Here is a 25,285-nt window from a genome sequence, read left to right as displayed (position 1 = left end):
GTTCCGCCCCCACTGACCTGTCGCCTACCCCCCGCAGCGTAGCTAGAAGCAAGCCGTGTCTTTTGCCTCCGGCAAACCTCGCTCCGCTCGGACGACAGGCTTGCCAAATGGGGAAGCCTCCCCCTTTGGAAACCCCCTCCCCCACCTCCCACAGTTATGCGCCCAAAACTGTCCAAAAACCTGCTGCGTACCAAAACCCTAGAAGCTCGTGTCAACGTCATTGAACACGACATGATTAAGCTCAAAGCACAAGACGCAGGACTCTCAATAGCTGAATTCACCCGACGCAGCGTATTACTCAAACCACTCCCCAAACGCACCAGCAAAATCACCCTGGCAACCTACCGTGAATTATCCCGCATCGGTAATAATATTAATCAACTCACCAGAGCCACCCACACAGCCATTAAAATGGGACTGCACCCACCCGCAGACCCAGAAGAATTAGCACAGTTACGCAACCTCCTACAAAAGATAGGACGAGAACTGTCCCAAATGGAAACCGACCCCGCCGATGAGGACGAAGAAGAAGATGAAGACTGGGAGACAGAATGATTGGCAACCAAACCAAAGGTAAAAGCTTTCGCGGACTCCTCAACTATCTCGAAAACCGAGAAAAGTCATCCTTAATTGGTGGCAATATGTTTGGCACAAATGCCGCCGAACTAGCCAGAGAATTTCGACTGTCTCGACAACTCAACCCAGAAGCCCTGAAAGTAGTTCACCATGTTTCCCTATCACTCACCCCAGGCGAACAGCTAGATAACGAGACATGGTGCGAAATCGCCGACAAGTATATAGAGGCAATGGGCTACACAGCCAACCAATATGCCATTTACCGCCACAACGACCGCGACCACGACCATATACACATTTGCGCCAGCCGAATCAGCCTAGACAATGGCAAGATTACCAGTGATAGCTGGGAATATGTGCGCTCCGAAAAAATTATTCGCCAGCTTGAACTAGAATACAGTTTACAACAGGCTCAAAGTAGTAAAGAAAAACTCAACCGCGCCCCCAGCATAGGACAACAGCGACGCATCGAGCGAGAACAACTAGAATACGAGCAAGGTGAGAGAAACACACCGCCACAACAAGCAATCAAAACCCAACTAATTGAACTGATTGACCGCGCCACAATAGACCAACCCACCATGCCCCAAATGATTGAAAGATTGCAATTATTGGGTGTAGAAGTGCGCCACGGATTAACACGCAACGGCAAGAGTAAAGGTATCTCCTACGCCTGGAATGAGCAAAAATTTAGCGGTACAAGTTTAGGTGCAGCCTACACCTTCCCAGGACTACAAAAACATAAAGAAATTGACTACCAACCACAACGCGACGACCAACCCATTCAGCAACTGCTGTTAAATCCAGTCAAACCGATATCCTCTGATGAGGTACAAAAGTTTCTCATTGAGATTGAACAGAAACAACAGTTGCCATTTACGCCCCCAGCAGAAGATGAAAGCCTATGGCCTGCATTAAAAAATTACCTGACTGAAAAACGTGGCATCTCATCTGCATTTGTGGAAGCATTACATGACCAGGGGTTGACTTATGTAGACCAGCAGCGAGCTGTTGTGTTTATCAAATGGGATTTAGATGGTGAAAAGTCAGGCGCACTGATATGGCATACCCGTAGCCAAGATAATCTCACTGTTGAGTATGACAAAACCACCAAACCTTCACCGGGTTGGTTTCATTTGAGAGTGGGTGGCAAGCCAGAGGATAAAATCGAGAGAGTATTTTTGTGTTCTTCTCCCATTGATGCCCTGTCAGTAGCAGAGATTGATATGATATCACATAAAGGGTTGCCACCAGTGAGAACAATGTACATGGTAGTGGATGACCCGAATAACTTGCCAGTAGAATTTTTCCAAAATGTCAGCAGAATTGGGCTGGCTTTTAATAACAATGCTCAGGGTGATGAAACCGCTAGTGCTGTCTTAGAATTGCTGCCCCAAAGTAAAAGACTTCCACCCAATGAGCAAAATTGGAATGAGGATTTGCTGGCACTGCTGCACCAACAGCAACTAGAACGCTCCTCACAACAGCGTCGGCAGGACAGGGGTTTTAGTCGGTAGTTTAGTAATCCCTCGATGCAGCGAAGTGGGCGCGAGGGAGGGGCTTTGCCCCTCCCTCTGGACTCCCTCCCCAATGCCAGTTGTTGACCGAGCGCTGTAGAAACCCCTTGGTGAGGCCGACTAAATTCTTCGCAGCGCTCAGTCACCGCTTCGCTACAACTGGCTACTCAGATCAATATCCTTCAAAATTTTCTATTCAAAATACTAATCTACTCCTCGTAATTTGTGTGGATTAAACTTCTCATTAATCTCATCGCAGGCTGATTTATGAAATAAATCCGTCACCATCACTATTGAATAGATGTCGAAATCCTCAACAAATTTCCTAGCATTTTCTCTGACACCATCTTGTGGATGAAATAGAGGACTATCATATTCACCATCTGAAATGAAACCTAAGTCAGTGCGAGTTATCTTCTGATCTCTCAGATTTCCCCCTATCTGCTCCTCCTCGGTAATTTCAAGCCATACTCTGTCTTGGGGTTGAACTATTCTAACGGCAACAATATCGGGCTTAAGATAGCGTGAATATTTTTGTTTTAGAGATTCAAAAATATCTTCAGCTTGAAATACAGATTCTTTGCTTACTGGTGGGCTATTCAGTTTTTGCAATAAAGTTATTGCCTTATCTAGTGGATACTTAAAAAACTCACGATTATTGGATATACGGAAATCATGTAGCTCTTGATGAAAATCAGCTTCAAGTTTCTCATGCTCATCTGAGAAAATTTCAAAAGCGACTTGGAATGGAGTTGGCAAACCAGTGGTAAAAAGTTCACGTGCCCTTGATCGAGAATCACGAAGAGTACGCCCCACTTTTATCATCCCAGGTAGCGAAACATTTGTGAGTATGTATACGTATCCTGAAGCCATCTTAAACAAAAATAAATATTGCCGATTGACATATCACCGTTATCTTAAGTTGTAATGGGGCAGGTAAACCAACTCACTTATGACCCGAATCATCGCAATCTTTAACCAAGCGGGAGGAGTGGCCAAAACCACCATTACCCAAAACCTGGGCTACCACCTAGCACAACTGAATCATCGCGTCCTGCTCATCGACATAGACCCCCAAGCTTCCTTAACCATTTTTATGGGCTTGGTTCCGAGAGAATTAGAGCAAACCGTCAACACTGCCATTGTGGATGAACACCCTCTGCCAATTCATGAGGGAATTCATGGCATGGATTTAGCCCCTGCCAACATCTCTCTCAGTACAGCAGAAATGCAATTGGTCAGTGCTTCCATGCGCGATTTCCGACTCAAAGAAGCCATCGAACCAATTGAATCAGATTACGATTTCATCTTAATAGATTGCCCTCCCAGCTTAGGGCTGTTAAGTTACATCTCCCTTGTAGCTGCCACCCACGTTCTCGTACCCCTAGAAACCCATTTCAAAGCCTTTGAAGGCACAAGCGAACTATTAAAAACAGTTGCTACAGTCCGCAACAAACCCAACCGCAAACTGCAAATAGCCGGATTTGTCCCCACCAAATACGATGCCCGTAACTCCCAGGACACTCGTACCCTAGCAGCCATCACCGAACAACTAGCGATCGCTGGAACAGTTTTTCCTCCCATTCCTCGTTCCACTGCCTTCGTTGATGCTTCAGAAGAGCGAAAGCCCCTGGCAGTTTACGAACCAAAGCACCCATCTGTTGCCATCTTAAAAAAAATAGCCGTTAGCTTAGAATCCTTACAATGAGACGCACTAAAAGCACCCTACCCCTCAAAAGTAAAATTGAAGTTCCTTGGGACACCACAGACATCAAGAATGCCGATTCTTCTCAATCCATGCCATTAGAGCAGATAAATCTGCCACCAACACAACCGCGCCGTTACTTTGACTCCGAAGCATTAAAGCAGTTAACCGAATCCATCAAACAGCATGGCATCCTGCAACCCCTGCTGGTACGTCCCCTTGATGGAGAAAAACATGAATTAGTAGCAGGAGAGCGCCGCTATCGTGCTGCTAAAGAAATCGGACTAAAAGTTGTTCCCGTTGTCATCAGAGAATTAGACGACAACGCAGCTTTTCAACTGGCACTGATAGAAAACTTACTTCGAGAAGACCTGAACCCAGTCGAAGAAACCGAAGGCATCCTGCAACTGCTGGCTTACAAACTCAATCGAAACATTGAGGAAATTCCCACCGCACTTTATCGCCTACAACGCGAACAGAAAAAAGCATCCACAGTCCTCCATAACGTTATAGACAAGGATAAAGTTGAGGGTGAAGCATCTACCCATAACGTTATGGGCGAAGTCGAAAGTGACTCGATAACCAACGTAACTGGCAAGGAAAAAGTCGAGAGTGAGACATCTACCCATAACATTATGGGCGAAGTTGAAAGTGACTCAATAACCAACGTCACTGGCAAGGATAAAGTCGAAGGTAAGACATCTACCCATAACGTTATGGGCGAAGTTGAAAATGACTCAATAACCAACGTCACTGGCAAGGAAAAAGTCGAAGGTGAGACATCTACCCATAACGTTATGGGCGAAGTTAAAAATGACTCAATAACCAACGTAACTGGCAAGGATAAAGTTGAGGGTGAAGCATCTACCCATAACGTTATGGGCGAAACCGAAAAAGATAACTCAGTCATCAATCAGGAGCCACCCGTAAACCCAGACATAAAAATCGTTTCGGAAGTATTTGATAGCTTAGGGTTAATGACCTGGGAATCTTTCGTTAAAAACCGTCTGCCCTTATTAAACCTGACATCAGACATCCTTGAAGCACTAAGAAGAGGCGACCTGGAATACACCAAAGCCAAAGCCATCGCCCAGATTCAGGATAAAGAAGAGCGTGTTGCCTTTTTAGAACAAGCTATTGCCCAAAACTGGTCTTTAAGCGAAATCAAACAGCGCATTAGTGAAAAGAAAACCCCAACCTCTACCCCCAAAACCGAGTCTAACGATTACAAAGAGCGCTTTAATACTGCGACCACCAAGCTAAGAAAATCGCGGATTTGGTCAGACCCTAAGAAGCGCAAACAGATAGAAAAATTGCTGGCGCAACTGGAGACGCTGACCCAAGTTGAGTAACCTGATTAAAACAGGGTGTGGGGTGTAGCCTATGGGGTGTAGTCCAAGAAAGTTTGTTCCACACCCTAACTTTTTTCATCTACTCAACCCCAGATGTAGAAAGCAGAAGAGTGAAATATTTTTTATACTAAGCTAGAGTGCCTTTCAAAGGGTTTAAGTTTCCATGCTAGAGTCAGAAAAACTTATCCAGATAGTAAAAGCTTGGTTAGCCTACATCAAATTAGAAGAACTGACTCAAGCCGAGGTCGAGCGTTCTTCAGATATCTATTCAAAAGTAGTAGATAAAGGAGTGCAACTGGTTGGCAACAAATTACTTTTAGATAGCGAAATATTTACGCAATTCCAGAAACAGCAACAAGCAGCCAAAAGAGGTAACAAAAATGATGTTCAAATGGCGGTTGCTTTCCCACAAATTTATAGAATCAACGGTAAAGGAAAAGAGCAAAAGCTGAAATATCTGCCTTTGTTCACAATTGATATTTCACCCATATTCAAAGGTAATTACCGTAAAACTGGCTGGGACTTAACCGAATACGAGTTTCAGCCAGTAGTCGTTAATCTAATGCGACTCTACACACTAGAAGAAGAGCAAGCCGAATCACTGATTGTTGCGTCAGGAATATTGAAATTCTTAGAAGACACCTTTAAAGGAAGATTCCCGACCCTGCGAGACTTCCTGGACTTGGTAGACTTACCAAGTCCAGGAAGATACAAAACTCTTCAACAACCTTATTTGCTACGCTGTGACTTTACACCCTATAACGCCCAAATAAAGCAAGACCTGCAAGAAATCCTCAAGCAACTGCAACACCCTGACCATAAGAGCGAATGGCAAACTGAAACTTCCCCCGCAATGCAGTACCTCTGGGGAAAGCCACAATCACCCAGACATCAACAGGGTGTAGGGGGTAGGGTGTCGGGTGTGGGGAAAGAAGAGGATGGGGATTGCAACCCCAACATGACTCTTAATTCCCAACTTGCAGATTCTCAGACTCAAAGTTTTTCCTCTACACCCTACACCCCACACCCCACACCCAGAGCGCCCATTCCTCCCCTACCTGATACCGAGGATGGGGAGGAATGGGCGCGACCTGATGAAGTGATGTTTTGGGGAGCCTTTCCCGACCACGCACCTGATGAATATCAAGCGGCTGTCCTCAAACACACCCAAGAAAACTGGCTAACTGCTGTTTGTGGGCCTCCAGGAACTGGAAAAACCGAAGTGTTTCTGCACCTCGTAGCACAGCAAGTAGTGAATCGGGCATTACAACTTGTTCGTGGTGAAGAGGATGAGAATAATTTAATCCTCTTTGCCTGCACCAACAAAAGCGCCATCCAAAAATTCCCACAGCGACTGACCAAGAATTTTCCGACTCAACAGTTTTATCTTCCTGGTGGCAACCAAAGCATCATCCGTAAAGAAACCCTACCCAAACTACAATCAAGCCAGGATTGGTTACGTCATACTGAATTTAATCAAGAGTCTTGGTCACAAGTCAAACTCCAACTACTGCAAGCTGAAAGTGAAATTCAGCAACTGATAGAGCAAGACCGCTTTCATACCATACAACAAGTTACCGATACCCAACAGCGATCGCAACTGGATGAAGAAATCCAATCACTCAATAACGAGATTGCTACCAAGTCTTCCGAATTACAAGCCCTAACTGAACAGCTATCAAGTTGGGCAGATTACGCAAATTTTCCCCTTGATGCTTACCAGCAGATACAAGAAGCGTTATCCCAGGCAGAACGAGAACTACCAAAACAGTCCGATTCCATCACCAAACGCACTTTAGATTGGCTGAACGTTACTAACGACCAGCGAATATTTAAGCGGCTGGCAAATCGAATCAACGCGGCTGTTTTAAACACCTTGGCAACAGCGCATCCCTTTCAGATACCCCTTGACCGCTTAAGTTTAACCACTGCCCAGACAGAAGTAAACCAAAAACTGGATTTCAAAAAGCAATGGCAGAGTCTTCACCAAAAAGTCACTGAAATTCAAAGTCAACTAACAGCTTTAAACCAGCAGTTAGAGTTAAAACAAGCAGAACATCAACAAATCCAAAAACAACTCGATAGTTACCCACAAGCGGATTTCTACAGTCGTTTTTATCGTGACCATCACTCATTGCAGTTAGAACTATTTCAACGCGCCTGGGCGTTCCTGGTGCAAGAAACTCTCCGACGCAAGGATAGCGTTATCAGGGCATTAGAAACTTATGGCAGCGTATTGATGGGCGATGGACAGGCATTGCTCAAGTTAGAAACAGATCATGATGCCATCTACCGTGACTTGAGTTTGATTTTCCCCGTAATTGGCTCCAGTTTGCAATCAATACGTAATATGCTGCCAATTCTCCATCCCCATAGCGTTAAGCTGGCATTGGCAGATGAAGCAGGGACAACTCTTATACATCAATTATTTCCTTTGCTGGTGCGATCGCAAAAAGCTGTAGTGGCTGGCGACCCCCAACAAATTGAGCCAATCATTAATCTTTGCGACGATACTATCAAACAATATTTCAAAACTGCCTTTTTGGATATGGGCATGGGGAACGAAGACTACTACCGCTATGCCCCCACCGCCAAATACACTGCTACCGCTTATCATGGCGCTGCTGGTGCTAATGGTACAGAAGGGGACTTAGGCAATGGCATTGTCCTGAGAAATCACTATCGCTGTACCCCACCCATTATCCAATTTTGCCGTCCCAACTATCCTGGGGGTCTGCAAATCCTTTCAGAGGATAACGGCGAAGCAACAGTTAAGCATTTGCTGGCTTACCACATTGAGGGAAGCCACACCCATAACACCAATCCAGAAGAAATCGCTGCTGTAGAAACTATAATTGCGTCCTTGCTTCAGCACGGCTACTCTATTAGCTCGAATGACAATTCTAAGACAATTGGCGTAATGTCACCGTTTTCGCAGCAAGCCAACGCGCTGAGGTATCGACTTTCTAACCGTTGGCGAAACTTTTCTTGGGATGATATTGGTACAGTTCATAATTTTCAAGGTGGAGAAAAAACAGCTATCATCTTTTCTCCTTACCAGTGCCAGAAAGAGCATAGTTTTTGGTTCCTTAACCGCAAACCCAATTTACTGAATACAGCTGTCAGTAGAGCAAAGGAATTGTTTATTTTAGTGGGTAATCTCAGGGAATTAGAATTAGCTGGTGGTGAAACCAAGCGGTTAGTTGAACATATTCGGCTACATGGAGAAATTCGTTCTGAGTTAGGCTTGAATATATGGGGTCAGCAACCGTTTTTTTGAACTGAGATGGCACTAACCCCATGAATTTGCTCAAGAAAGCTCGCTTCAAGGATATCTCCTCGCTATCCAGAGATAAATTAAAAAACTGTTTTCAAGCAAGACACAAGTTAATATGATGATGTTGGGGGTAGCAAAGAGGAGCTTTGGGATTGAGGAAGTTCCCTAACCTTTTCCCAGAGGACTTGCCAATAATCATCCAAAGATCGCAGCTGGTTCTCAAGTCAGGAAAATGGCGAGAGGTGAGATACAAACGTGAAGAACGCACCGCATCAGGAGTGTATAATTTTGTCACCATAGAAGGACAAGTATTCATTTGTAGAGCCAGTGCTAGAGTTGGAGGCAGACCAATTGGTCATGTAGATTTAGCAATGGGAAAGGACGTGGACTACGCAGGTCGGCTTTACTTTTCAGGACGCACTAAAAGGGGTATTCTCCGCAAGTGGACTAATGAATCTGGACATTATCGACCGACCCCTGAGTTGATGAACAACGCAGGTTTACCCGCAGAACTTTTTGAGCCGGGTCAATTCAAAAGCCTAATCAGTGTAATTTCACCCCCTGATGATGATTAAAACAGAACAGCCACCGCCAAGATAGATAGAACATGACATTTACTGATGTCAGGGTGTACTTAAGTCGGATGAGAAACGTCATAAAATATTAATAGGACAGATAATATGACTAGCCGATTTATTACTGATAAAGATTTGTCAGACCATAAGGCTTTACAACGGAGGCTGATGAGTTTACCGGAGTCAGATCAGTTCGATGAGATAAACTCCCTTGTAGATCGGGATTCTGTCATTGGTTTAAAATTGGCTAATGCCGTACTCAAGAACAAAAATTACTTTGAGGTGCTTCTAGAGCGAGGACTAGAGAAAGCAAATGCGAGTGAAATAGAACTTTGGCTCAAGTATTTACTCCCGCGTATAGGCTTCCGGCGCGTCATAGCCATCCTATCTAACAAATTATCACAACAGCCTCAGCAAGTAGCTAAGGCTTCATACTGGTTGCCTAAATTTCTACCAAAAGGTAATGAACAGGCTGCAAGATTGCTGAAAAATCTTTTGAATCAGGAGAAACAGATGTTAGGTGGAGAGTACAAAGCTGTCAACCCTTCAGGGCAAATTTACAAGTTAATTTTCCGAATCAAAAGTACAGGTGAATTTGCAGTTTTCGGTGGATATCAATTGGGTAGTAAGGGTTCTAAAATCATTGTGGAAATTCTCAATTCAGAAGACTTATATCCAACTGGTGGAGTTAGGCAAGTATCGCCTGGGGATATAGAGATTCTCGACCCACAACCTTATGACGATTGACACATAGACAAAAATCTATAAATAAGTGCAATTATTGCTCTACTCTCCTATATGTTTGCGAGCCGCAACATATAGGGGGTAAATGAGCATCCATTCCGAAACTTACGCTAAGGATTTGATGACCTGTTTTCAACATCATTTTCACCTACGAAAAACCTGTACCAATTGAAGCCTCTAAAATTTAGGAGCCTCAAACCACTGCTGTGCCGTATTAAATTGTTGCACCAAATAATATAGAGGTTAATTGGTACATTGAAAATTGACAAAAATATTGATTGGCAGAATGCCTATCCAGCAAGGGTTTCAGCCTTAGCGTTATTTTCTGTACCATTGCTCATCTGACCCCTTCCCCAAGTGTTCGTTTGTTTGGACGACCCCGTTTGAGGTTATTGCTCTGTCGCAACTTCCCAGAACCACCGCATTGGTCGAAGCGAGGAAGTAAGGCATTTTTTACTTGCCCACCTTGCCAATTTTTCTATACTTGCTTCTATACTGGCGTAATTGGAGGGGGGTGGTTGGAAAAGTGCCAATACTGGTAACTCGCTGGCTACCTACCCTACGGTACGTCTGGTTCTAAATGGGAGGGGCGGGAGATCATACTCCCCCTCGACCTAACTCAATACTTTAAACAGCCGCATTCCATTTGCAGTCACTAGCAGGGAAGTTCCTGTATCAGCTAAGACGGCGATCGCTAAACCAACAAACCCAAACGTCCCCAATAGCAAAAATAAAGCCTTAGTTACCAGAGAAAAAACCACATTCTGTTGAATCACTGACACAGTACGTCGGCTTAAATCTACTGCATAAGCAAGTTGTCTCAAGTCACTACCTACCAGCACCACATCTGCTGTCTCCAAAGCAATGTCAATTCCACCTACAGCAAAACTAATATCTGCCGTAGCTAAAGCTGGTGCATCGTTAATGCCATCCCCAACCATACCTACTACTCCGTGACGACGCAACTGTTGAATTGCTTGCAGTTTATCTTCAGGTAACAGTTCTGCCTGATACTCTGTAATTCCAACTTGTTGGGCAATTTGCTTGGCCACAACAGTACGATCGCCTGTCAACATCACCAACCGCTTCAATCCAACCCGCTTCAATTGTCGCAGGGCTTCGGTGGCTTCCAAGCGGATACCATCAGAAAGTGCGATCGCTCCTAATAACCCTCCGTTCGTTCCTACTAACACCGGAATTTGACCAAGTTGTTCAATTTCAGTTAACAAAAATTCAGCTTCATCAGACAAGCAAATACCTTTGTCTGAAAACAACCGTCGATTACCAACCAAATACAACATCTGACTCAAGTTTGCCTGAATTCCTTTACCGGGTAATGCTGTAAAATCAAGGGGTGTTTCTAACTCCAGCCCCAAATCTTGAGCCTTTGCCACAATAGCTTTTGCTAGGGGATGTTCAGACTGTTGTTCTAAGGAAGCGGCAATCAGTAATATCATGTCTGCATTCACCTTCCCCAAGTCATAAACCTGCTGCACAATGGGCAGCCCTTGTGTAATTGTGCCAGTTTTATCAAAAGCAAGGGTAGTCAGATGTCCAGCAGTTTCCAGCGCATTACCCCCTTTAAATAAAACGCCCCGCCGAGTTGCCGCACCAATGGCACTGACAATTGAAACTGGGGTAGAAATGACTAAGGCACAGGGACAAGCAATTACTAGCATTACCAGTGCGCGGTAAAGCCAGACATTAAAAGGTTGAGCAAAAGCCAAGGGCGGTATTAGAGCAATGGCGATCGCTGCTAAAATCACTATCGGAGTGTAGACCTCTGCAAACTTATCCACCCACTGCTGTGAAGGTGCGCGGCTTTCTTGAGCTTGTTCCACCAAATTAATAATTTTGGCAACGGTTGTATCGCCAGAAGTGTGCGTAACTTTGACTTCTAAAAAACCGGTCTGATTTAAAGTGCCGGCAAAGACAGTATCTCCAACGGCTTTATCTTCTGGGATTGACTCTCCTGTAATTGGAGACTGGTCAATGGCACTGTTACCAGAAACAACCACACCATCCAACGCCACACGCTGTCCTGGTCGAATCGTCAAAACTTCACTTAGCTCAATACTTTCGACGGGAACTGTAAATTCCTGATTTTCTCGCTTAACTGTAGCAGTAGGTGGAGTCAAATCCATCAGTGAGCGAATTGCGTTGCGGGTACGACCAAAGGTGAAAACTTGCAATGTTGTGCCTAAAGAGAACAAAAAGACAACCAGCCCCCCTTCAAACCAATCACCTAAAATCACTGCCCCAATCACCGAAATAGTCATCAGCAGATTCATATCAGCGCGGCGCAAGCGCAACTCAAACAAACCAGCCCGTGCGATCGGATAGCCAGCAATTACTATACCAATGCCATAAAAAGCTCGTGCAATCCAGATGGGTAGCACTAGATATTGAGTAAGTAAACCTAAAACTATACCTATACCTGCAAGTATGACACTCTGTCCTCGACGATTTTCAATCCAGAATCTCCAGCTGGTTAAGTCGGATTTTTGTTTTTGTTTGGACTTGTTTATTAGCTGAGAATGCTCGTGGTTATGGCTATAGTCATGGTCGTGATGATGGGAACTTGCTTCAACACCCTCCTCAACCGTGTAACCTAAATCTTGAATCCGGTCATAAATTGCTTTCTCATTCACCAATTGTGGGTCATAGGATATATGCAATCTTTCGCTGGCAAAGCTGACCGATGCTTCTTGTACGCCTATTATCTTCTGCACCCCAACCTCAATAGTTTTCGCACAACTGCCACAATCCATCCCGCTAATTTGTAACTGTAGCGTTCTCACAGGAGCTACATCTACGTTATGGTCATGATTTAGGTGGTCACGGTCGTGTTCACCGCCACAGGAATGAGTATGCTGATGGGATTGCGCCTCATGACTTTGCTCTATCGTATAACCTAAACCTTTTATTTGGTCATAAATACTCTTTTCACTCAATAACTGTGGATCATAAGAAACCCTAGCTTTACCAGTTGTAAAGTTTACCGTTGCTTCTGTCACACCATGTAACTGTTGCAAAGCGACTTCAATTGTATTGGTGCAGCTTCCGCAGTCCATACCGCCAACTTGCAAAGTTTGGGTTTTGAGGTCAGGAGTTTGAGTCATAGCAGCTTTAGAATCAAGGCGAAAAGTTAACTGCCAATATTATAAGAGAACAATTGAACAGTTGTTCAATTGAACAATTGTTATCATTTTAGGGTGGGGGGTCAGATGAGCAATGGTATTAAACTCAACGAATCGGTCACCCGACCCGTTGGTCTTCAAAACCGTGCGTAAAACTTTCGCTTTACACGGCTCCTCAATGACTTGACCTTTGTCATAGGAACCTCTAACTACTATCCCAACCACTCTTCTTCAGCGGGGGTACTTCCCCAAAGCTTTGAGTCTCGGTTGTCTTGAGCAGTTTTGCTATCATGGCAATGACGGTGTAATACTTGGAGGTTGCCGTACCTATCCTTTTTGCCTTGTGACTTGGGGATAATATGGTCTACTTCGATTAAATCGTCTTCTCTAAAATACAATCCGCAGTACAAACACTTACCTTTCTGTTCTTTCAAAAGCTTTGCAACTCTCTTAGGAACTAGGGGGTGTTCTCCTCTTCTAGCACTCCAATATTTCAGGTTTCCGTCGAATGGGGATGCATTACCCTTAATTTTGATATGTCTAACAATTGGTTTGCTAGCATGGTTAATTAAAGTTTCTGCTACTTTTCCATCTTTGGTTACTGAGAATACCCAATTGTCTCCGCCTATCGTATGCCAGTACTTACTGGATACCCATGCCCCTGATTTCTTGGCATGACGACGCTTCGCCCATCTGGAGAGCTTTTGATACACCATGTGGTCAAGCGTAGAAAATGTTTCTTTGCTTGGGGTAAAGTTACGGAAGCTGTCACCAGGGGCAAAGTAGTCTGTAAGTATTACGATGCAACCGTTTCAGTTTTTAAGATGATTGGATCTAGCGATCGCTTACCATTGCTAAAAAGTTCCGATTTAAATTGGAGTCGGAACTAAAGAGCGAAAATTATGGAGTGTTCAACCCTTTTTACTCACTGAACCAGAATCAAAGTGGATAAAGTTCCAACTCCTCAATAAAATTCGGTACTTTATTCTTACTTTGCCCCTGGTGACATTTTCCGTAACACTACCCCTTTTATGTGGGGACTGAGGGGAAGGAACCCCAGGAGGAGACGGCTCCTCAGTAAAATAGGCTACTGCCTCTACGCACAACTTTCACGTCGCGCATCTCGGCTCAATACCTAGAAGAGATTGCCCCATCCTCCAAATGCACAATCCGATCTGCTACATCCAAAATTCGGTTATCATGGGTCACCAGCAAAATCGTGCAGCCTTGCTCCTGTGCGAGATCCTGCATTAAATCTACCACTGCCCGACCAGATTTACTATCGAGTGCAGCTGTCGGCTCATCAGCTAAAACCAAACGTGGACGACTGACTAACGCCCGCGAGATCGCCACCCGTTGCTTTTGTCCTCCAGACAAATCATGCGGGTAATAATCAATATGATCGTCCAAACCGACCTGCTGCAAAATCTCCTTAGCGCGTTGCTGCATCATTTCACGACTGCAATTGGGATGTACCTCTAGTCCCATCATAACGTTTTGTTGTACAGTCAAACTATAATGCAGGTTGTGTGCCTGGAAAATATAGCCGTTGTTGCGACGAGCATAGACCAACTTTTTTGCACTGGAGCCGCAGAGTTCCTCACCAAGAATCTTGATACTGCCTTCCTGAGCAGCCCGCAAACCACCCACTAACGTCAGCAATGTTGTTTTTCCTGATCCTGATGGACCAGTCAGAATTACGACTTCCCCCGTTTTGACCTGCAAATTGATGTTGCACAATACCTGCTTTTTCAGATTGCCGTGACCGAAGTAGTGATTGAGGTGACGAATATCAATGGCATATTCCATAGAGGTTCAAATTTAGAAAATATCAGCAGGATCGGCAGATTGAAGTTTCCGCGTAGCGATCGCACCGGAAATCAAGCACATAACAATTGTCGTGATTAGTATCCCCATTGCACGGGCAACGGTTAGGTACATTGGTAACCTCGTTGCCTCTCGCGTTAGATAGTACAACAGACTGGAAATAGCCACACCGGGGATAAATCCCAGTACCGCTAGGATTACTGCTTCCTCCAACACAATTCCCAATAAATAACGCTGTTGATAACCCATCGCTCGGAAGGTTGCATATTCCTGAAGATGGGAATTGACATCCGTGGATAGCACTTGGTAGACCAAAATTACGCCTACGATAAAGCCCATTGCCACACCTAGGCGAAAGATAAACCCAATAGGGGTATTGGTCGCCCAGTAGTTTTTCTCGAAATCGGCAAATTCTTGTAAAGTGTACACATTTACATCATCGGGTAAATGATGCCGCAAGGCTTGGGCAACTTGGTTTGGGTCATTGCCAGGAGTAACTTTGATTAGACCTAGACTTATATTGCCAGCTCCCCGTTGAGGATAGAGCCGTAGCAACGTTTCCGCACTGGTCACCAAACTACCGTCTACACCAAACGAGGAACCGATCGCAAATAAACCCCGAATATGCTGTTTGTACCCTTTGATTTCCGTAGTCACGGGTTTGTTCTGGGCAAAATCAGCCAGCATTGCTTTGTAGTCACCTCGCGTATTCTGGTCAAAGAGTAATGTGTCTGGAATTTTCAATTCATCAAGATTTCGATTAATATCCGGTCGGTTAATAAACTTTTGACTGGGATCAGCACCCAGTAATAGCATCATGCCTTGTTTATGCGTTGTAGGATGCTTCCAAGTTGCCAATACCACATAAAGTGGATTGACCAATGCAACTCCTGGAACATCCAATGCCTGGTACAGCCGTCGCCGCGAGAACTCGTTAGGATACAACATATTCCGTATTTGTGGGCTGCTCAGCACAATATCCGCATTTAAGGTTTCGTGAATCCGCACTGAACTTTGGAACAGTGCCCCCTGAAACCCTAATTGCATTAACATCAAAATGTCTGCAAAAGCAACTCCCGAAATTGCTAGGATGAACGTCCCACGTTTATGCTTCAATTGCAGCCATCCCAAAGGCGTTCGACGCCGAAAGCGTTGCCAGAGATTAAGAGGTTTTGGGGCAGTGGTACTATTCATTGAAATTGTAGATTCAGGCTTGTGAGAGAGGTTCATTGAACTCCCTCCTGTCCCAAGTCTATTGACACTTCTACTTGCAAATTAGTTAGATTCATTACCTTCTGACTTGATTTTTCATCAAGCTGCACCCGCACCTCCACAATGCGGGCATCAATATTCGCAGTAGGGTCTGTGTTGATAACATTTCGCCGTTGTACAATATGCCCGATTTCTGTAACTGTTCCTTGCAACGTTTGAGCAATTGATGTGGCTCGAACGGTTACTCTCTGCCCAGGTCTAATCTTAACTACATCACTTTCGTAAACCTCAGCTACCGCATCCATCTGCTGCGTTTGCCCTAAATCCAAAATTCCCAGTGGATCACCCATACTACGAATAGTTTCCCCTGGACGGGTATGAATTTTCAGCACTTGTCCTGCTTGCGGCGACCGAATATAGGCAGTTTCCAAAATTGCTTCAGCTTGACGCAAATTCGCTTTTGCTTCGGTAAGCTCGGCTTGGGAAATCTGGATATCCACCGAGCGTACTTCCACAATCCCATCAAGAGTCGCTTCAGCACTCTTAATATTCTTGAACTGTCCTTCTCGAATTCGCTCCAGTGTTGCCTGAGCCTCTGCTATTTCTGCCTGACCTGAAGTCCGAATTTGGTTTAGCATGGCTTCGGCTTCTGCCCACTGCTGTTTTATAGTTTCTGCTTTCAGTCTGGCACTATCGTACTGTGATGCCGAAATAGCACCACTTTTATAAAGCTGCTCAAATCGATCTCTATCCGTCTTTGCATTACGATACTCAGCTTCCCAGCGTTTTACCATTGCTTGTTTTGCTGCCTCCTCTCCTTGCAAATTGGCACGGATGCGGTTAATCTTGGATTGTTGTGCTGTAATCTGATTTACCCGCTCAATCTGCAATTGTTCCACCTGGGCAGCTTGTGCCTGGATTTCTCCCTGTTTCGCACCCGCCTTTACTTTAGCCAACTGGGCTTCCACAATTCGCACTCGGCTCTGGGACTGCTCTACTGCTGCTTGATACTTTTCTTGTAGATCTAAAACTGCTAGTATCTGTCCTGCTCTTACTCGATCTCCTGTTTTGACCAGCAACTTCTCCAATCTTGCCCCAGCCGTTCCAGCCGGAGCCGCTACCTGCACAATTTCCCCTGATGGCTCTAACCGTCCCAGAGCACTGACTGTTAATAAGGGTGTAGGTGTTTCCACTTCATTCGGAACTTCACTTCCCCAAAAATGTCGTATCGTCAGTACCGATCCCACCACTACTGTCATTGCAACTAAGCCTGAAACGAACAGCCAACGCTTCGCTTTGCTTGAACTTGGATTAGAAATTACACTACTCATTACTTGGGATATACCTACAATTGATACTGACGATACGAGGATTAATATTGATGGTTAACCATGCTATGTCCATCAAAAGATACAGGCTTCAACCAAACAAGCTTTCTACTCGCTGGTGAACAGCCAACAAAACAGCAGGTATATCATTACTGAGAAAGTGGTTGAATACGGGGGCTGGAATAATTGGCTTAGGTAAAACTAAAAAGTCATAAATAAGCTCAACACCACGCTGGGAATGCGATGAACTTTTTGTTTCTAACCGCCAGAAGCCAGAGAACTCCCTTAAGTCACCCTCAATCAACTGATAGTGAACTTCACAAAGATAAGTTTCCCTGATATCGACAAGTGAACGAGCAGACACCTTGATCCCCGCTAAGCTCTTTGTCCGAATCTGTTCTAAGCGAATACCTCCGGTAGGATGCTCTATGCGGCGGCTCTGAGTCATGTTGGGAATAAATTCAGGAAAAGATTCGTAGTCTGTGATGATTTGCCATACTTGCTCTAGAGAGTAAGGAATTTCGATTTTGGCCAAGATATGTCGTCTTTGTCCCTCTAACTTATCGATTTTTAGGTTGACATCGTATTGCTGACTGAGAATTTGTGGTCTGCCCATGTCTAGATTTTTCCTCTGCTACTTTTTAACAACAAGTTTTTCTGGATTGATTGAGGTTTTCAAATGCTTCTCAACCGCAGAAATCACATACTCAGCATCTTTCGGAAGTCCCATAACTAACTCTGAGGCACGACAACTCAACCATTTGCGTCCAAGAACAAATAGCCCAGGCTCCGGAGTTATACCATACTCTTCTATAAAGCCCGCTTCATTAATGCAGTGGGGTAGTTTCAGCCAGTCTGTGTGATCCCGATAACCAGTTGACCAAATGACAACATCAGCATCAGCACTTTCCCCTTGTTCAAAAAAGACGGTTTGTCCTGAACAGTCTTGTGCTTTTCCGACAATACGAACTCCCATTTTCTTGAGGTTTCGATTGTTAAAGTTGCCGCAAGGAACTGGGTTACGCCGTTGGAGGATCTTGGCTACCACACTACGTTTATCAGCAACTAATATTCCAATTTTGTTAAGCCACCAGAAAATATCCTTACCAAGGATAGTACCTGGAGGTAAACCGCGAGATTTACCAGTTGATAATGTAACCTTGCATACACTAGCAAGTCCACCCGCAATCTGACGCCCTGTCGCGCCATCACCCACAACCACGACCCTACTACCTTCTGGGACAAGCGTCAGACTTTGGAGAGTGCCATCCAACTGCAACACATCATCTGATAGACCAGTGCTAATCGACGGAATGTGAGGAACTTGATTTGAACCTGTTGCATTGATAACTGACTTTGTTGATAGGCGATCGCCATCTTTTAAGGTAACGATAAATCGGTCTTGTTCTTTCGTAAGGCTGACAACCTCAGAATTCTCACGGGTGGATACTTTAAAGGTATGAGCAAATGCTTTCAAATAATCCCCCATTTCATTCGCAGTTGGGAAGCCATTGGGATCTCCAGGAAATGGCAGCCCAGGTAGTCCGCAAAACTGTCGAGACGTAAATAATCTCATACTTTTCCAGCGATTATGCCAGACCTGCCCAATCTGCTCTCGCTCTAAAACAATGTAAGAAATACCTCGTTTATTAAGCAGATGGGCCGCATATAAACCACTCTGCCCAGCACCAATAATCACGCAATCAGAATTCAGCATTAACCTTCCTCCTTCAGTTCAATAGCCTGTGTAAAATTTTGCTGTAAGTAATTAATCAAAGAGTTAATAGTCGGGTAATCGAAGGCCAATGCAGGATCAATCGTTACCTGAAGATGTTCTGCGATAATAGCAGTAATTTCTACATGGGCAACGGAATCAAGACCCAAACTAGAGAACGAATTGTCAAGATGCTCTGTAGATGAAAAACCGGGTACTTTTGCAGAAATGTACTCAATTAACTTCTCAACAAGAGCATCGTTATTTTTGATTACACACTCAGTTGTCATTAAAATTTCTTCCTTTGTCATTAAAGAGACTTAATCTGCAATAAAATTAAGAAATGCTATCAAAGGACTGAGAATTAACCATGAGAAAGTGTATCTCTGGGCGATCCCCTAAGAACTTCATGGATAGAGATTGAACTAATTCTGACTAAACCCATTAGAAATTATCAGATTTCTACAGGCAGCTCGTTTTATTTTACCACTACTTGTTTTTGGAATAGTACCTGGTTTCACCAATACCAATTGGTCAAATACAATATTATGACGATCCATAACAGCTTCCTGCAAATCTTTGATCAACTCGCGATGGTCACATTCATTAAAAAGCTTTCGCTGTATTTCTACAATCGCTGCTAGTTTTGATTCATTACCAACATCAATCGTAAAAACAGAAGCACCATTATTTCCTGATGCATACTTGTAACTATTACAAGTATGCTCAATGTCATAAGGATAAACGTTACGTCCGCATATAATTAACATCTCCTTGATGCGTCCTGTAACAAAGAGTATTCCTTCATGAATAAACCCCATATCTCCAGTCCGTAAGTAGTGTCTACCATCGGGGTGCTTTAGTTGTGCATGGAAACACTCTTCCGTTTTTTCTTCGTTCTTCCAGTAACCTTGCGCGACTGACGCTCCCGATACCCAAATTTCACCAATTTTCCCCTGCTCACATACCTCAGTACTATCGGGGTCAACAATACGTACCTGGAGATGAGAACTGATCAAACCACAGCCAACGAGGGTTTTTCCTCCATCACTGCTTTCTTGTACCTCACCACGATCAAATGTGTTCTTATCCAAGGTTAAAATCTGTGTACCTGCGCCTTGGGCAGTACCAGACACAAACAACGTAGACTCAGCTAGACCATAGCAGGGTGAAAAAGCCTTTGGATCAAAACCACACCGCTGAAATTTAGCCGAGAAAGCCTCCATTGTATCAAGATTGATCGGCTCGGAGCCATTTAAAGCCACTTTCCAACAACTCAAGTCTAAGTGCGAAAGGTCTTCACTGTCCTTGATAAACTTGACACAATGCTCATAACCAAAGTTAGGAGATGCGGAACTATGAAGACGATAGTGGGAAATGAGTTCAAGCCAGCGTAGCGGACGCTGAACAAAGTTCATGGGTGGCATAAAAATATATGTTCCACCCAGAAACAACGGTTGTAACATTTGCCCGATTAGCCCCATATCGTGGAACTGCGGCAACCATCCCCCTCCGATCAGTCCTTTGTGATAGTTATAGGCTTCCTGAATGGCTTTTTGATTATCCACAATATTGGAATGACTAACCATTACCCCTTTAGGCAAACTGGTTGAGCCAGACGTATATTGAATGAAAGCCAGCATGTCTGGGTTCAGGATGGGTAATGCGATGTCTGTTGGTGCTGATTGATATTCATCTATCCAGATCCAACTTCTTTCAGATAATTCTGGTATTTCTTGTAGTTGTTGCTCTAGCTGAATTTTTGTAGCAGACGTTGTCAGAATTGTCTCTACTCCAGCATCATCTAGAATTGCCACCGTACGTTCCATTTGCTGAGCATTACGAGACAAATTTAGAGGAATTGCGATGGCTCCAGAGGCAAGACAGGCCAGAAAATTAATGACAAAATCAAGACCATTGGGAAACAACAGTGCAATGGGTTGACCCACGTATCTTCGATGAAGTAAAAGCTGAACACGTTGGAATACAAGCTCGTGCAATTCCCGGTAAGTTAGCTTTTGTGCAGTTTCAACTCCGTAGGGTTGAAAAATACATGCTAGGGATTCACCCTGTTGTTTCGCATGCTCAAAAATCACATCACATAACAGTTGGTGATTATTTTCCATACAACCTATTTCCAAATTCCTTCGCTATCACGCTACAAGACTAATTTCCAAAAGCTGACTGGTACAGGATTCAAGGGATTGAACAAATTTCTGTATATCATCTAGTGTTGTGAAACGACCAAAGCTGACACGAATCGAACCTTGAATTTCCCTTTCACTCATTCCCATTGCTTCTAGTACATGAGAGAGTTTTTTAGTTTTGTTGTTGCTACAGGCTGAACCAATGGACACGATGATTCCACTCTTGACTTCCATCAAAGCCGCCAATGCTTCAGCCCTAGCCCCAGGAATCAGGATATTTAATGTGTTGGAAATACTGTTCTCGTACTCAGTCAATCCATTGAACCTGAAATTGATACGAGATTTATTCAAAAGTTTCATTAGATACCTTTTACATTCCCAATTATGGGCATCCCATTGGTCAAGATTGGAATCAGCTTCTTCAGCAGCCTTAGACAAGCCAACAATAGCAACCAGATTTTCAGTTCCGGCGCGCCAACCCATTTCTTGACCACCACCATGAATGAGAGGAGAAAACCCTTCTATATCTCTTACATACAAGCCACCAATTCCTTTTGGCCCATGAAATTTATGTCCTGAAAAAGATAGATAGTCTATACCGAGTTTCTCAACATTCACTCTGCGTTTACCAATTACCTGGACGCCATCAACGTGAAACTTGATATTCCTCTGACGTGTTATTTGAGCGATGGCTTCCACAGGTTGGATAACACCGGTTTCGTTATTGGCATGCATCATTGACACCAACTGGGTATCAGGTCGTATGGTGCTGACAATGTCATCAATCGCTACAGCACCATTAGCTTGAGGGAATACGAAGGTTACCTCAAATCCAAACTTTTCAGCATAATACTTTACAGTATTCAGGACTGATGGATGCTCAATAGCAGTAGTGATAATATGTCCAGGTGTTTTAAAGTGTTGAAGCAACGTACTTTTAATCGCCCAATTATTTGCTTCAGATCCACCAGATGTAAAAAATATTTTTGCCGCCTCTGTCCCTAATAACCGCGCTACATTTTCTCTAGAACGGTTTAGTATATCTTTGTTGGCTGCTGAATACCTGTTAATACCAGAAGGGTTAGCAAATAAATCTATAGTTTCCTTCATTACCTGTGCTACGTCATCTGATACTGGAGTAGTGGCGTTATAGTCGAAATACCCTGAAATCATTCGGTTCTCCTTAAACTTTTCAATGACAAGCTACAAGCTACCTAGTTCAATGACCTCTGATTGAACGATTTATTTCCAAGTTCGACTTGAACTCAATCTCCATTAAATTCAATCCCCGCTAATCGTGAAACCTATATAGGGCAGTAGTTTTAATTTTTCTATGTCACTGATCTTCAGTGACATAGAAAAAGTTTTTGCCAAGAAGCTAGGGGTTCTTGCCCTATAAAGAGACTTGAGGAATTAAGTTCTTAATTTTGGATAAAGTCGAGCTAATAAAACTTCCTTCCCTACGGCATCATAGCTGCTGAATTTTGTCCGAACTATTATTAGTAAAAGTTGCTTTCAGCTTATCGTGAAGTTCGTGCAGAATATCGAGACAATGATGCTGCGAGGGTTCTAACTTCCCCAAAATTGTATCAAGTTCACTTCTGTCATAATTGACTACCATTTCGATCTCGTTGCCGTTAATCAAAGAACAGAAAATATTAGCCGTAGCAATTGAAGTAGCACAACCCCAAGCTTGAAACACTCCTCTTGTAATTCGATTACCCTCCATTGCCATCTGAATCCTAATTCGATCACCACAAACAGAATTTCCTACTTCCAATTCAAGATGCGGATTCTGGATTTCACCACTATGTTTGGGGTCAGAAAAGTTCGTAATGATAATGTCATTGTACATAGTTTTAGCTTAATAAGGGACAGGGAAAATTGATGCTTTACCTACCTTTTAGGTGAACAGTTTGCACAGACTAAGCAGAAACTACAGGACAGGTGGTGTTGTTCGCTTTTCCAGCTTCTAAACCATCCAATTGTTTATCAAGATTGACAGCACAACACCCAAACTCGCTCGATTCAGGCAAGCGCATAATGTACTGTAGCCGTTGACCACTTCGCCAAGATTTATTTTCTTTTGGGAGCAGTCTTACTAAGTCTTCAGTTAGAATAAATCCCGGAGTGGAGATGGCAAGAGGATCTAAGATCGCCAATTGCCCTGTTTCACCAATTGCAACTTCCTTATCCAACTGTTTTGGATCTCGTACAGAGAAATGAACGAATGGAGAAACATGCTTGACACCATGCTCATCATCGATCACTACAACATTCGATTCTACAAGCGCATACATATCTCGTATTTGACTTTTCTCAACACCAAGATATTCCATGCATTCATTGTTGAAATCGACTCTGGAAATCATCTGACCGCTAAAGCGTTTCCATCCACCTAGGGTAATTACATAACTATTTTTGTCGAGTTGAACCTTTTGGTTAGTCGCTTTCAGGAAGCTAATAAAGCGATGGATAATAAAAGGTGGACCAATAACGTGCCGATCAAATTTGTTAGACCATTCATTCAACTGCATCAAGGCTTCTTCTGGTACAAATCGATCTTTTTTAACCATAAAGCGATGAGTATCCAGCAAGCCAGCCAGCATATTCAGAGCCTTAATCATGCCCATTTCTGGAATCTCTTCTGTAGAGGGACATAAATATAATCCAGCCCCTTTAGAAATTTTGAAGAATTCGCGGTACATAGCATAGACACCTAAAACCGCGTAATCTACTGTATCTGAGCAACGACGGGCAACGCTTGGAATGCCAGAAGTACCCGTGCTACGCATTTCCATTTCAATCGAACTTAGGCTTACCGATAACAATTTGTGACTATTGGCAGACTTGAAAATACTAATAGGAACCAGCGGAATTTTCACCAAATCTTCAGGCGTTTGAATGGAATCGGGCGTAATTCCTTTATCATTACAGGAACCCCTGAAGAACTCATTGTTGCTATAGTGAAAGGCAAACGAGTTCTTAATCAAGGATGTCTTAAATGCGAGCAGTTTTGAGTCTGGCATCGCATACAATTCGCTAACAGAAGAAAGGGCAACTTTGATTGGATCAAAGCCTTCTTCTTTCAAGGTTGAAAATAAGTCAATCACACTTTTAGCTCCTCACTGCTACTGATATTGATTAGCAACTGCTAACGAAGTCGTCAGAACTGCTGTAGTTGAGATGGGCTTGCCACGCATCTATGCTTTTAGATTTGGCCGCCGAACTTTATGCAACAATCTTTCTACGAATGCTGATTCTTTTTACAGAAAAGTCAGCCATTTGACCACTGATACAGTGGGTAGTTTGACGTTACGCATCGCGAGCAAGATCAACTACAGTGTCTAGCGGTTCCTTTTCGGAATCAAATAATTATTTCTCTCAATTTATGGTGGTGTCGAGTTTCACAGAGACTGCAAAGACCAAAAAATTGTTTGTGTGGGGGGGGGGAGACAGGGACTAGCGGTATTAATAACCCCGGTGGAAAAGTATTTAGCTTTTGCGCCTCCTAAGTAAAACTTGCTATAATCAATACCTTTGCCAAAATAAGAGGCTACAACGATTTTGGCAAAATTACCCATACGTAGGCATTTCGCTAAAAAGGTAGTTTTTCATCTCAAACCCTTATACTGCGGTTAATACGTTAAAAACCCCTTGTGGGAAACCTTGAAGGAATTTTTATGACCTATTGTTTTTGCCCAGCGTCAAAGAAATGGGAATTAATGGTTAATGCATAATCAACTCTCCCTAGTAAATTGGCGAAGGTATTGATAATACACAAGTATAAACTGTTAGTAACTGTAATCTACTTATTAACAGTAGTCAAATAAGTAAGTGGGTGCTAAAATTTTCCGCTATGTAACAGAATGTAAAATCGACAAAACCGTTGCGATTGCTTCACGCTCATTAGGCTCTGTTAGTTCCGGTCGTCGCAAGACTAAAGCTGTGACGCGACTGGGCGTGAGAGGACGATGGAAAGAAGGGTTTACCCTGGGGGAAGGGGGTCAGATGAGCAATGGTACAGAAAATAACGCTAAGGCTGAAACCCTTGCTGGATAGGCATTCTGCCAATCAATATTTTTGTCAATTTTCAATGTACCAATTAACCTCTATATTATTTGGTGCAACAATTTAATACGGCACAGCAGTGGTTTGAGGCTCCTAAATT

Annotated in this window: 20 protein-coding genes; 7 read left to right on the top strand and 13 right to left on the bottom strand. The window is 43.6% G+C overall.

What is annotated here, in order from left to right; all coding sequences use genetic code 11:
• The first annotated feature begins 156 nt into the window (after positions 1 to 156).
• A complete protein-coding gene (locus AACX33_RS18795) occupies positions 157 to 555 on the top strand; it encodes a MobC family plasmid mobilization relaxosome protein (protein WP_227789181.1) in 399 nt (132 codons plus the stop codon).
• On the top strand, positions 552 to 2,093 hold the full coding sequence (locus tag AACX33_RS18790) for a relaxase/mobilization nuclease domain-containing protein (protein ID WP_227789179.1): 1,542 nt from the start codon (positions 552 to 554) through the stop codon (positions 2,091 to 2,093). The genes AACX33_RS18795 and AACX33_RS18790 overlap by 4 nt, the downstream gene beginning before the upstream one ends.
• A 204-nt stretch (positions 2,094 to 2,297) precedes the next feature.
• Here AACX33_RS18790 and AACX33_RS18785 read toward each other — a convergent pair whose 3' ends face one another.
• Positions 2,298 to 2,966 (bottom strand): GIY-YIG nuclease family protein, encoded by a 669-nt coding sequence (locus AACX33_RS18785; protein WP_194003702.1) that lies wholly within the window; start codon positions 2,964 to 2,966, stop codon positions 2,298 to 2,300.
• 79 nt (positions 2,967 to 3,045) lie between these two features.
• On the opposite strand from AACX33_RS18785, the gene AACX33_RS18780 reads away from it, so the two are divergent.
• The 5 genes from AACX33_RS18780 (at position 3,046) to AACX33_RS18760 (ending at position 9,749) form a co-directional block, all read left to right on the top strand.
• Positions 3,046 to 3,801 carry a ParA family protein gene (locus tag AACX33_RS18780; RefSeq protein ID WP_194003704.1) on the top strand — a complete coding sequence of 252 codons (756 nt, stop codon included), beginning with the start codon at positions 3,046 to 3,048 and terminating at the stop codon, positions 3,799 to 3,801.
• A complete protein-coding gene (locus AACX33_RS18775) occupies positions 3,798 to 5,150 on the top strand; it encodes a ParB/RepB/Spo0J family partition protein (RefSeq protein WP_194003706.1) in 1,353 nt (450 codons plus the stop codon). The genes AACX33_RS18780 and AACX33_RS18775 overlap by 4 nt, the downstream gene beginning before the upstream one ends.
• A gap of 163 nt (positions 5,151 to 5,313) precedes the next feature.
• The gene (locus AACX33_RS18770) at positions 5,314 to 8,430 is read left to right on the top strand and encodes a DEAD/DEAH box helicase (RefSeq protein WP_227789177.1); all 3,117 of its coding nucleotides are present in this window, start codon (positions 5,314 to 5,316) and stop codon (positions 8,428 to 8,430) included.
• A 239-nt stretch (positions 8,431 to 8,669) separates the two neighbouring features.
• Positions 8,670 to 9,002 carry a hypothetical protein gene (locus AACX33_RS18765; RefSeq protein ID WP_194003708.1) on the top strand — a complete coding sequence of 111 codons (333 nt, stop codon included), beginning with the start codon at positions 8,670 to 8,672 and terminating at the stop codon, positions 9,000 to 9,002.
• A gap of 105 nt (positions 9,003 to 9,107) precedes the next feature.
• A complete protein-coding gene (locus AACX33_RS18760; RefSeq protein WP_194003710.1) occupies positions 9,108 to 9,749 on the top strand; it encodes a hypothetical protein in 642 nt (213 codons plus the stop codon).
• 611 nt (positions 9,750 to 10,360) lie between these two features.
• On the opposite strand, the gene AACX33_RS18755 is transcribed toward AACX33_RS18760, so the two are convergent.
• From AACX33_RS18755 to AACX33_RS18700, 12 genes are all read right to left on the bottom strand, one after another.
• Positions 10,361 to 12,868: a heavy metal translocating P-type ATPase gene (locus AACX33_RS18755; RefSeq protein WP_194003712.1), complete on the bottom strand. Its 2,508-nt coding sequence runs from the start codon at positions 12,866 to 12,868 to the stop codon at positions 10,361 to 10,363.
• 230 nt (positions 12,869 to 13,098) lie between these two features.
• Positions 13,099 to 13,602, bottom strand: a complete 504-nt coding sequence (locus tag AACX33_RS18750) for an HNH endonuclease (RefSeq protein WP_194003714.1) — start codon at positions 13,600 to 13,602, stop codon at positions 13,099 to 13,101.
• A 412-nt stretch (positions 13,603 to 14,014) separates the two neighbouring features.
• Positions 14,015 to 14,695, bottom strand: coding sequence for a DevA family ABC transporter ATP-binding protein (locus AACX33_RS18745; protein ID WP_194003716.1), 681 nt, complete (start codon positions 14,693 to 14,695; stop codon positions 14,015 to 14,017).
• Between the two features lie 12 nt (positions 14,696 to 14,707).
• The gene (gene devC, locus AACX33_RS18740) at positions 14,708 to 15,907 is read right to left on the bottom strand and encodes an ABC transporter permease DevC (RefSeq protein WP_194003718.1); all 1,200 of its coding nucleotides are present in this window, start codon (positions 15,905 to 15,907) and stop codon (positions 14,708 to 14,710) included.
• Positions 15,908 to 15,939: 32 nt separating this feature from the next.
• A complete protein-coding gene (locus tag AACX33_RS18735) occupies positions 15,940 to 17,256 on the bottom strand; it encodes an HlyD family efflux transporter periplasmic adaptor subunit (protein ID WP_194003720.1) in 1,317 nt (438 codons plus the stop codon).
• An 88-nt stretch (positions 17,257 to 17,344) separates the two neighbouring features.
• A complete protein-coding gene (locus tag AACX33_RS18730; protein WP_194003722.1) occupies positions 17,345 to 17,869 on the bottom strand; it encodes an SRPBCC family protein in 525 nt (174 codons plus the stop codon).
• Positions 17,870 to 17,887: 18 nt separating this feature from the next.
• Positions 17,888 to 18,970, bottom strand: a complete 1,083-nt coding sequence (locus AACX33_RS18725) for a flavin-containing monooxygenase (protein ID WP_194003724.1) — start codon at positions 18,968 to 18,970, stop codon at positions 17,888 to 17,890.
• Entirely contained in the window at positions 18,970 to 19,257 is a 288-nt protein-coding gene (locus tag AACX33_RS18720; RefSeq protein WP_194003726.1) for an acyl carrier protein, read from the bottom strand. Before AACX33_RS18720 ends, AACX33_RS18725 begins: the two co-directional genes overlap by 1 nt.
• Positions 19,258 to 19,392: 135 nt before the next feature.
• Complete coding sequence (locus tag AACX33_RS18715) at positions 19,393 to 21,093, bottom strand: fatty acyl-AMP ligase (RefSeq protein WP_194003728.1); 1,701 nt, start codon at positions 21,091 to 21,093, stop codon at positions 19,393 to 19,395.
• Positions 21,094 to 21,120: 27 nt separating this feature from the next.
• Positions 21,121 to 22,287 carry a cysteine desulfurase family protein gene (locus AACX33_RS18710; protein WP_194003730.1) on the bottom strand — a complete coding sequence of 389 codons (1,167 nt, stop codon included), beginning with the start codon at positions 22,285 to 22,287 and terminating at the stop codon, positions 21,121 to 21,123.
• A 295-nt stretch (positions 22,288 to 22,582) separates the two neighbouring features.
• Positions 22,583 to 22,969, bottom strand: coding sequence for an iron-sulfur cluster assembly scaffold protein (locus AACX33_RS18705; RefSeq protein ID WP_194003732.1), 387 nt, complete (start codon positions 22,967 to 22,969; stop codon positions 22,583 to 22,585).
• A gap of 70 nt (positions 22,970 to 23,039) precedes the next feature.
• Positions 23,040 to 24,227, bottom strand: a complete 1,188-nt coding sequence (locus AACX33_RS18700) for a LuxE/PaaK family acyltransferase (protein WP_227789176.1) — start codon at positions 24,225 to 24,227, stop codon at positions 23,040 to 23,042.
• Positions 24,228 to 25,285: the final 1,058 nt, after the last annotated feature.

The sequence above is a fragment of the Nodularia sp. LEGE 04288 genome (genome assembly GCF_963896525.1).
Lineage (GTDB): Bacteria > Cyanobacteriota > Cyanobacteriia > Cyanobacteriales > Nostocaceae > Nodularia.
The sequence above is the reverse complement of the archived record's forward strand: the minus strand, read 5'-3'. Positions and strand labels throughout refer to the sequence as shown.

Excerpts from the sequence above, each read along its gene's own strand:
- AACX33_RS18795 (WP_227789181.1), top strand. The coding sequence starts at position 157 with ATGCGCCCAAAACTGTCCAAAAACCTGCTGCGTACCAAAACCCTAGAA.
- AACX33_RS18780 (WP_194003704.1), top strand. The coding sequence starts at position 3,046 with ATGACCCGAATCATCGCAATCTTTAACCAAGCGGGAGGAGTGGCCAAA.
- AACX33_RS18745 (WP_194003716.1), bottom strand. The coding sequence starts at position 14,695 with ATGGAATATGCCATTGATATTCGTCACCTCAATCACTACTTCGGTCAC.
- AACX33_RS18720 (WP_194003726.1), bottom strand. The coding sequence starts at position 19,257 with ATGACAACTGAGTGTGTAATCAAAAATAACGATGCTCTTGTTGAGAAG.
- AACX33_RS18705 (WP_194003732.1), bottom strand. The coding sequence starts at position 22,969 with ATGTACAATGACATTATCATTACGAACTTTTCTGACCCCAAACATAGT.
- AACX33_RS18760 (WP_194003710.1), top strand. The coding sequence starts at position 9,108 with ATGACTAGCCGATTTATTACTGATAAAGATTTGTCAGACCATAAGGCT.
- devC (WP_194003718.1), bottom strand. The coding sequence starts at position 15,907 with ATGAATAGTACCACTGCCCCAAAACCTCTTAATCTCTGGCAACGCTTT.
- AACX33_RS18755 (WP_194003712.1), bottom strand. The coding sequence starts at position 12,868 with ATGACTCAAACTCCTGACCTCAAAACCCAAACTTTGCAAGTTGGCGGT.
- AACX33_RS18785 (WP_194003702.1), bottom strand. The coding sequence starts at position 2,966 with ATGGCTTCAGGATACGTATACATACTCACAAATGTTTCGCTACCTGGG.
- AACX33_RS18735 (WP_194003720.1), bottom strand. The coding sequence starts at position 17,256 with ATGAGTAGTGTAATTTCTAATCCAAGTTCAAGCAAAGCGAAGCGTTGG.
- AACX33_RS18730 (WP_194003722.1), bottom strand. The coding sequence starts at position 17,869 with ATGGGCAGACCACAAATTCTCAGTCAGCAATACGATGTCAACCTAAAA.
- AACX33_RS18710 (WP_194003730.1), bottom strand. The coding sequence starts at position 22,287 with ATGATTTCAGGGTATTTCGACTATAACGCCACTACTCCAGTATCAGAT.
- AACX33_RS18770 (WP_227789177.1), top strand. The coding sequence starts at position 5,314 with ATGCTAGAGTCAGAAAAACTTATCCAGATAGTAAAAGCTTGGTTAGCC.
- AACX33_RS18750 (WP_194003714.1), bottom strand. The coding sequence starts at position 13,602 with ATGGTGTATCAAAAGCTCTCCAGATGGGCGAAGCGTCGTCATGCCAAG.
- AACX33_RS18715 (WP_194003728.1), bottom strand. The coding sequence starts at position 21,093 with ATGGAAAATAATCACCAACTGTTATGTGATGTGATTTTTGAGCATGCG.
- AACX33_RS18725 (WP_194003724.1), bottom strand. The coding sequence starts at position 18,970 with ATGCTGAATTCTGATTGCGTGATTATTGGTGCTGGGCAGAGTGGTTTA.
- AACX33_RS18790 (WP_227789179.1), top strand. The coding sequence starts at position 552 with ATGATTGGCAACCAAACCAAAGGTAAAAGCTTTCGCGGACTCCTCAAC.
- AACX33_RS18775 (WP_194003706.1), top strand. The coding sequence starts at position 3,798 with ATGAGACGCACTAAAAGCACCCTACCCCTCAAAAGTAAAATTGAAGTT.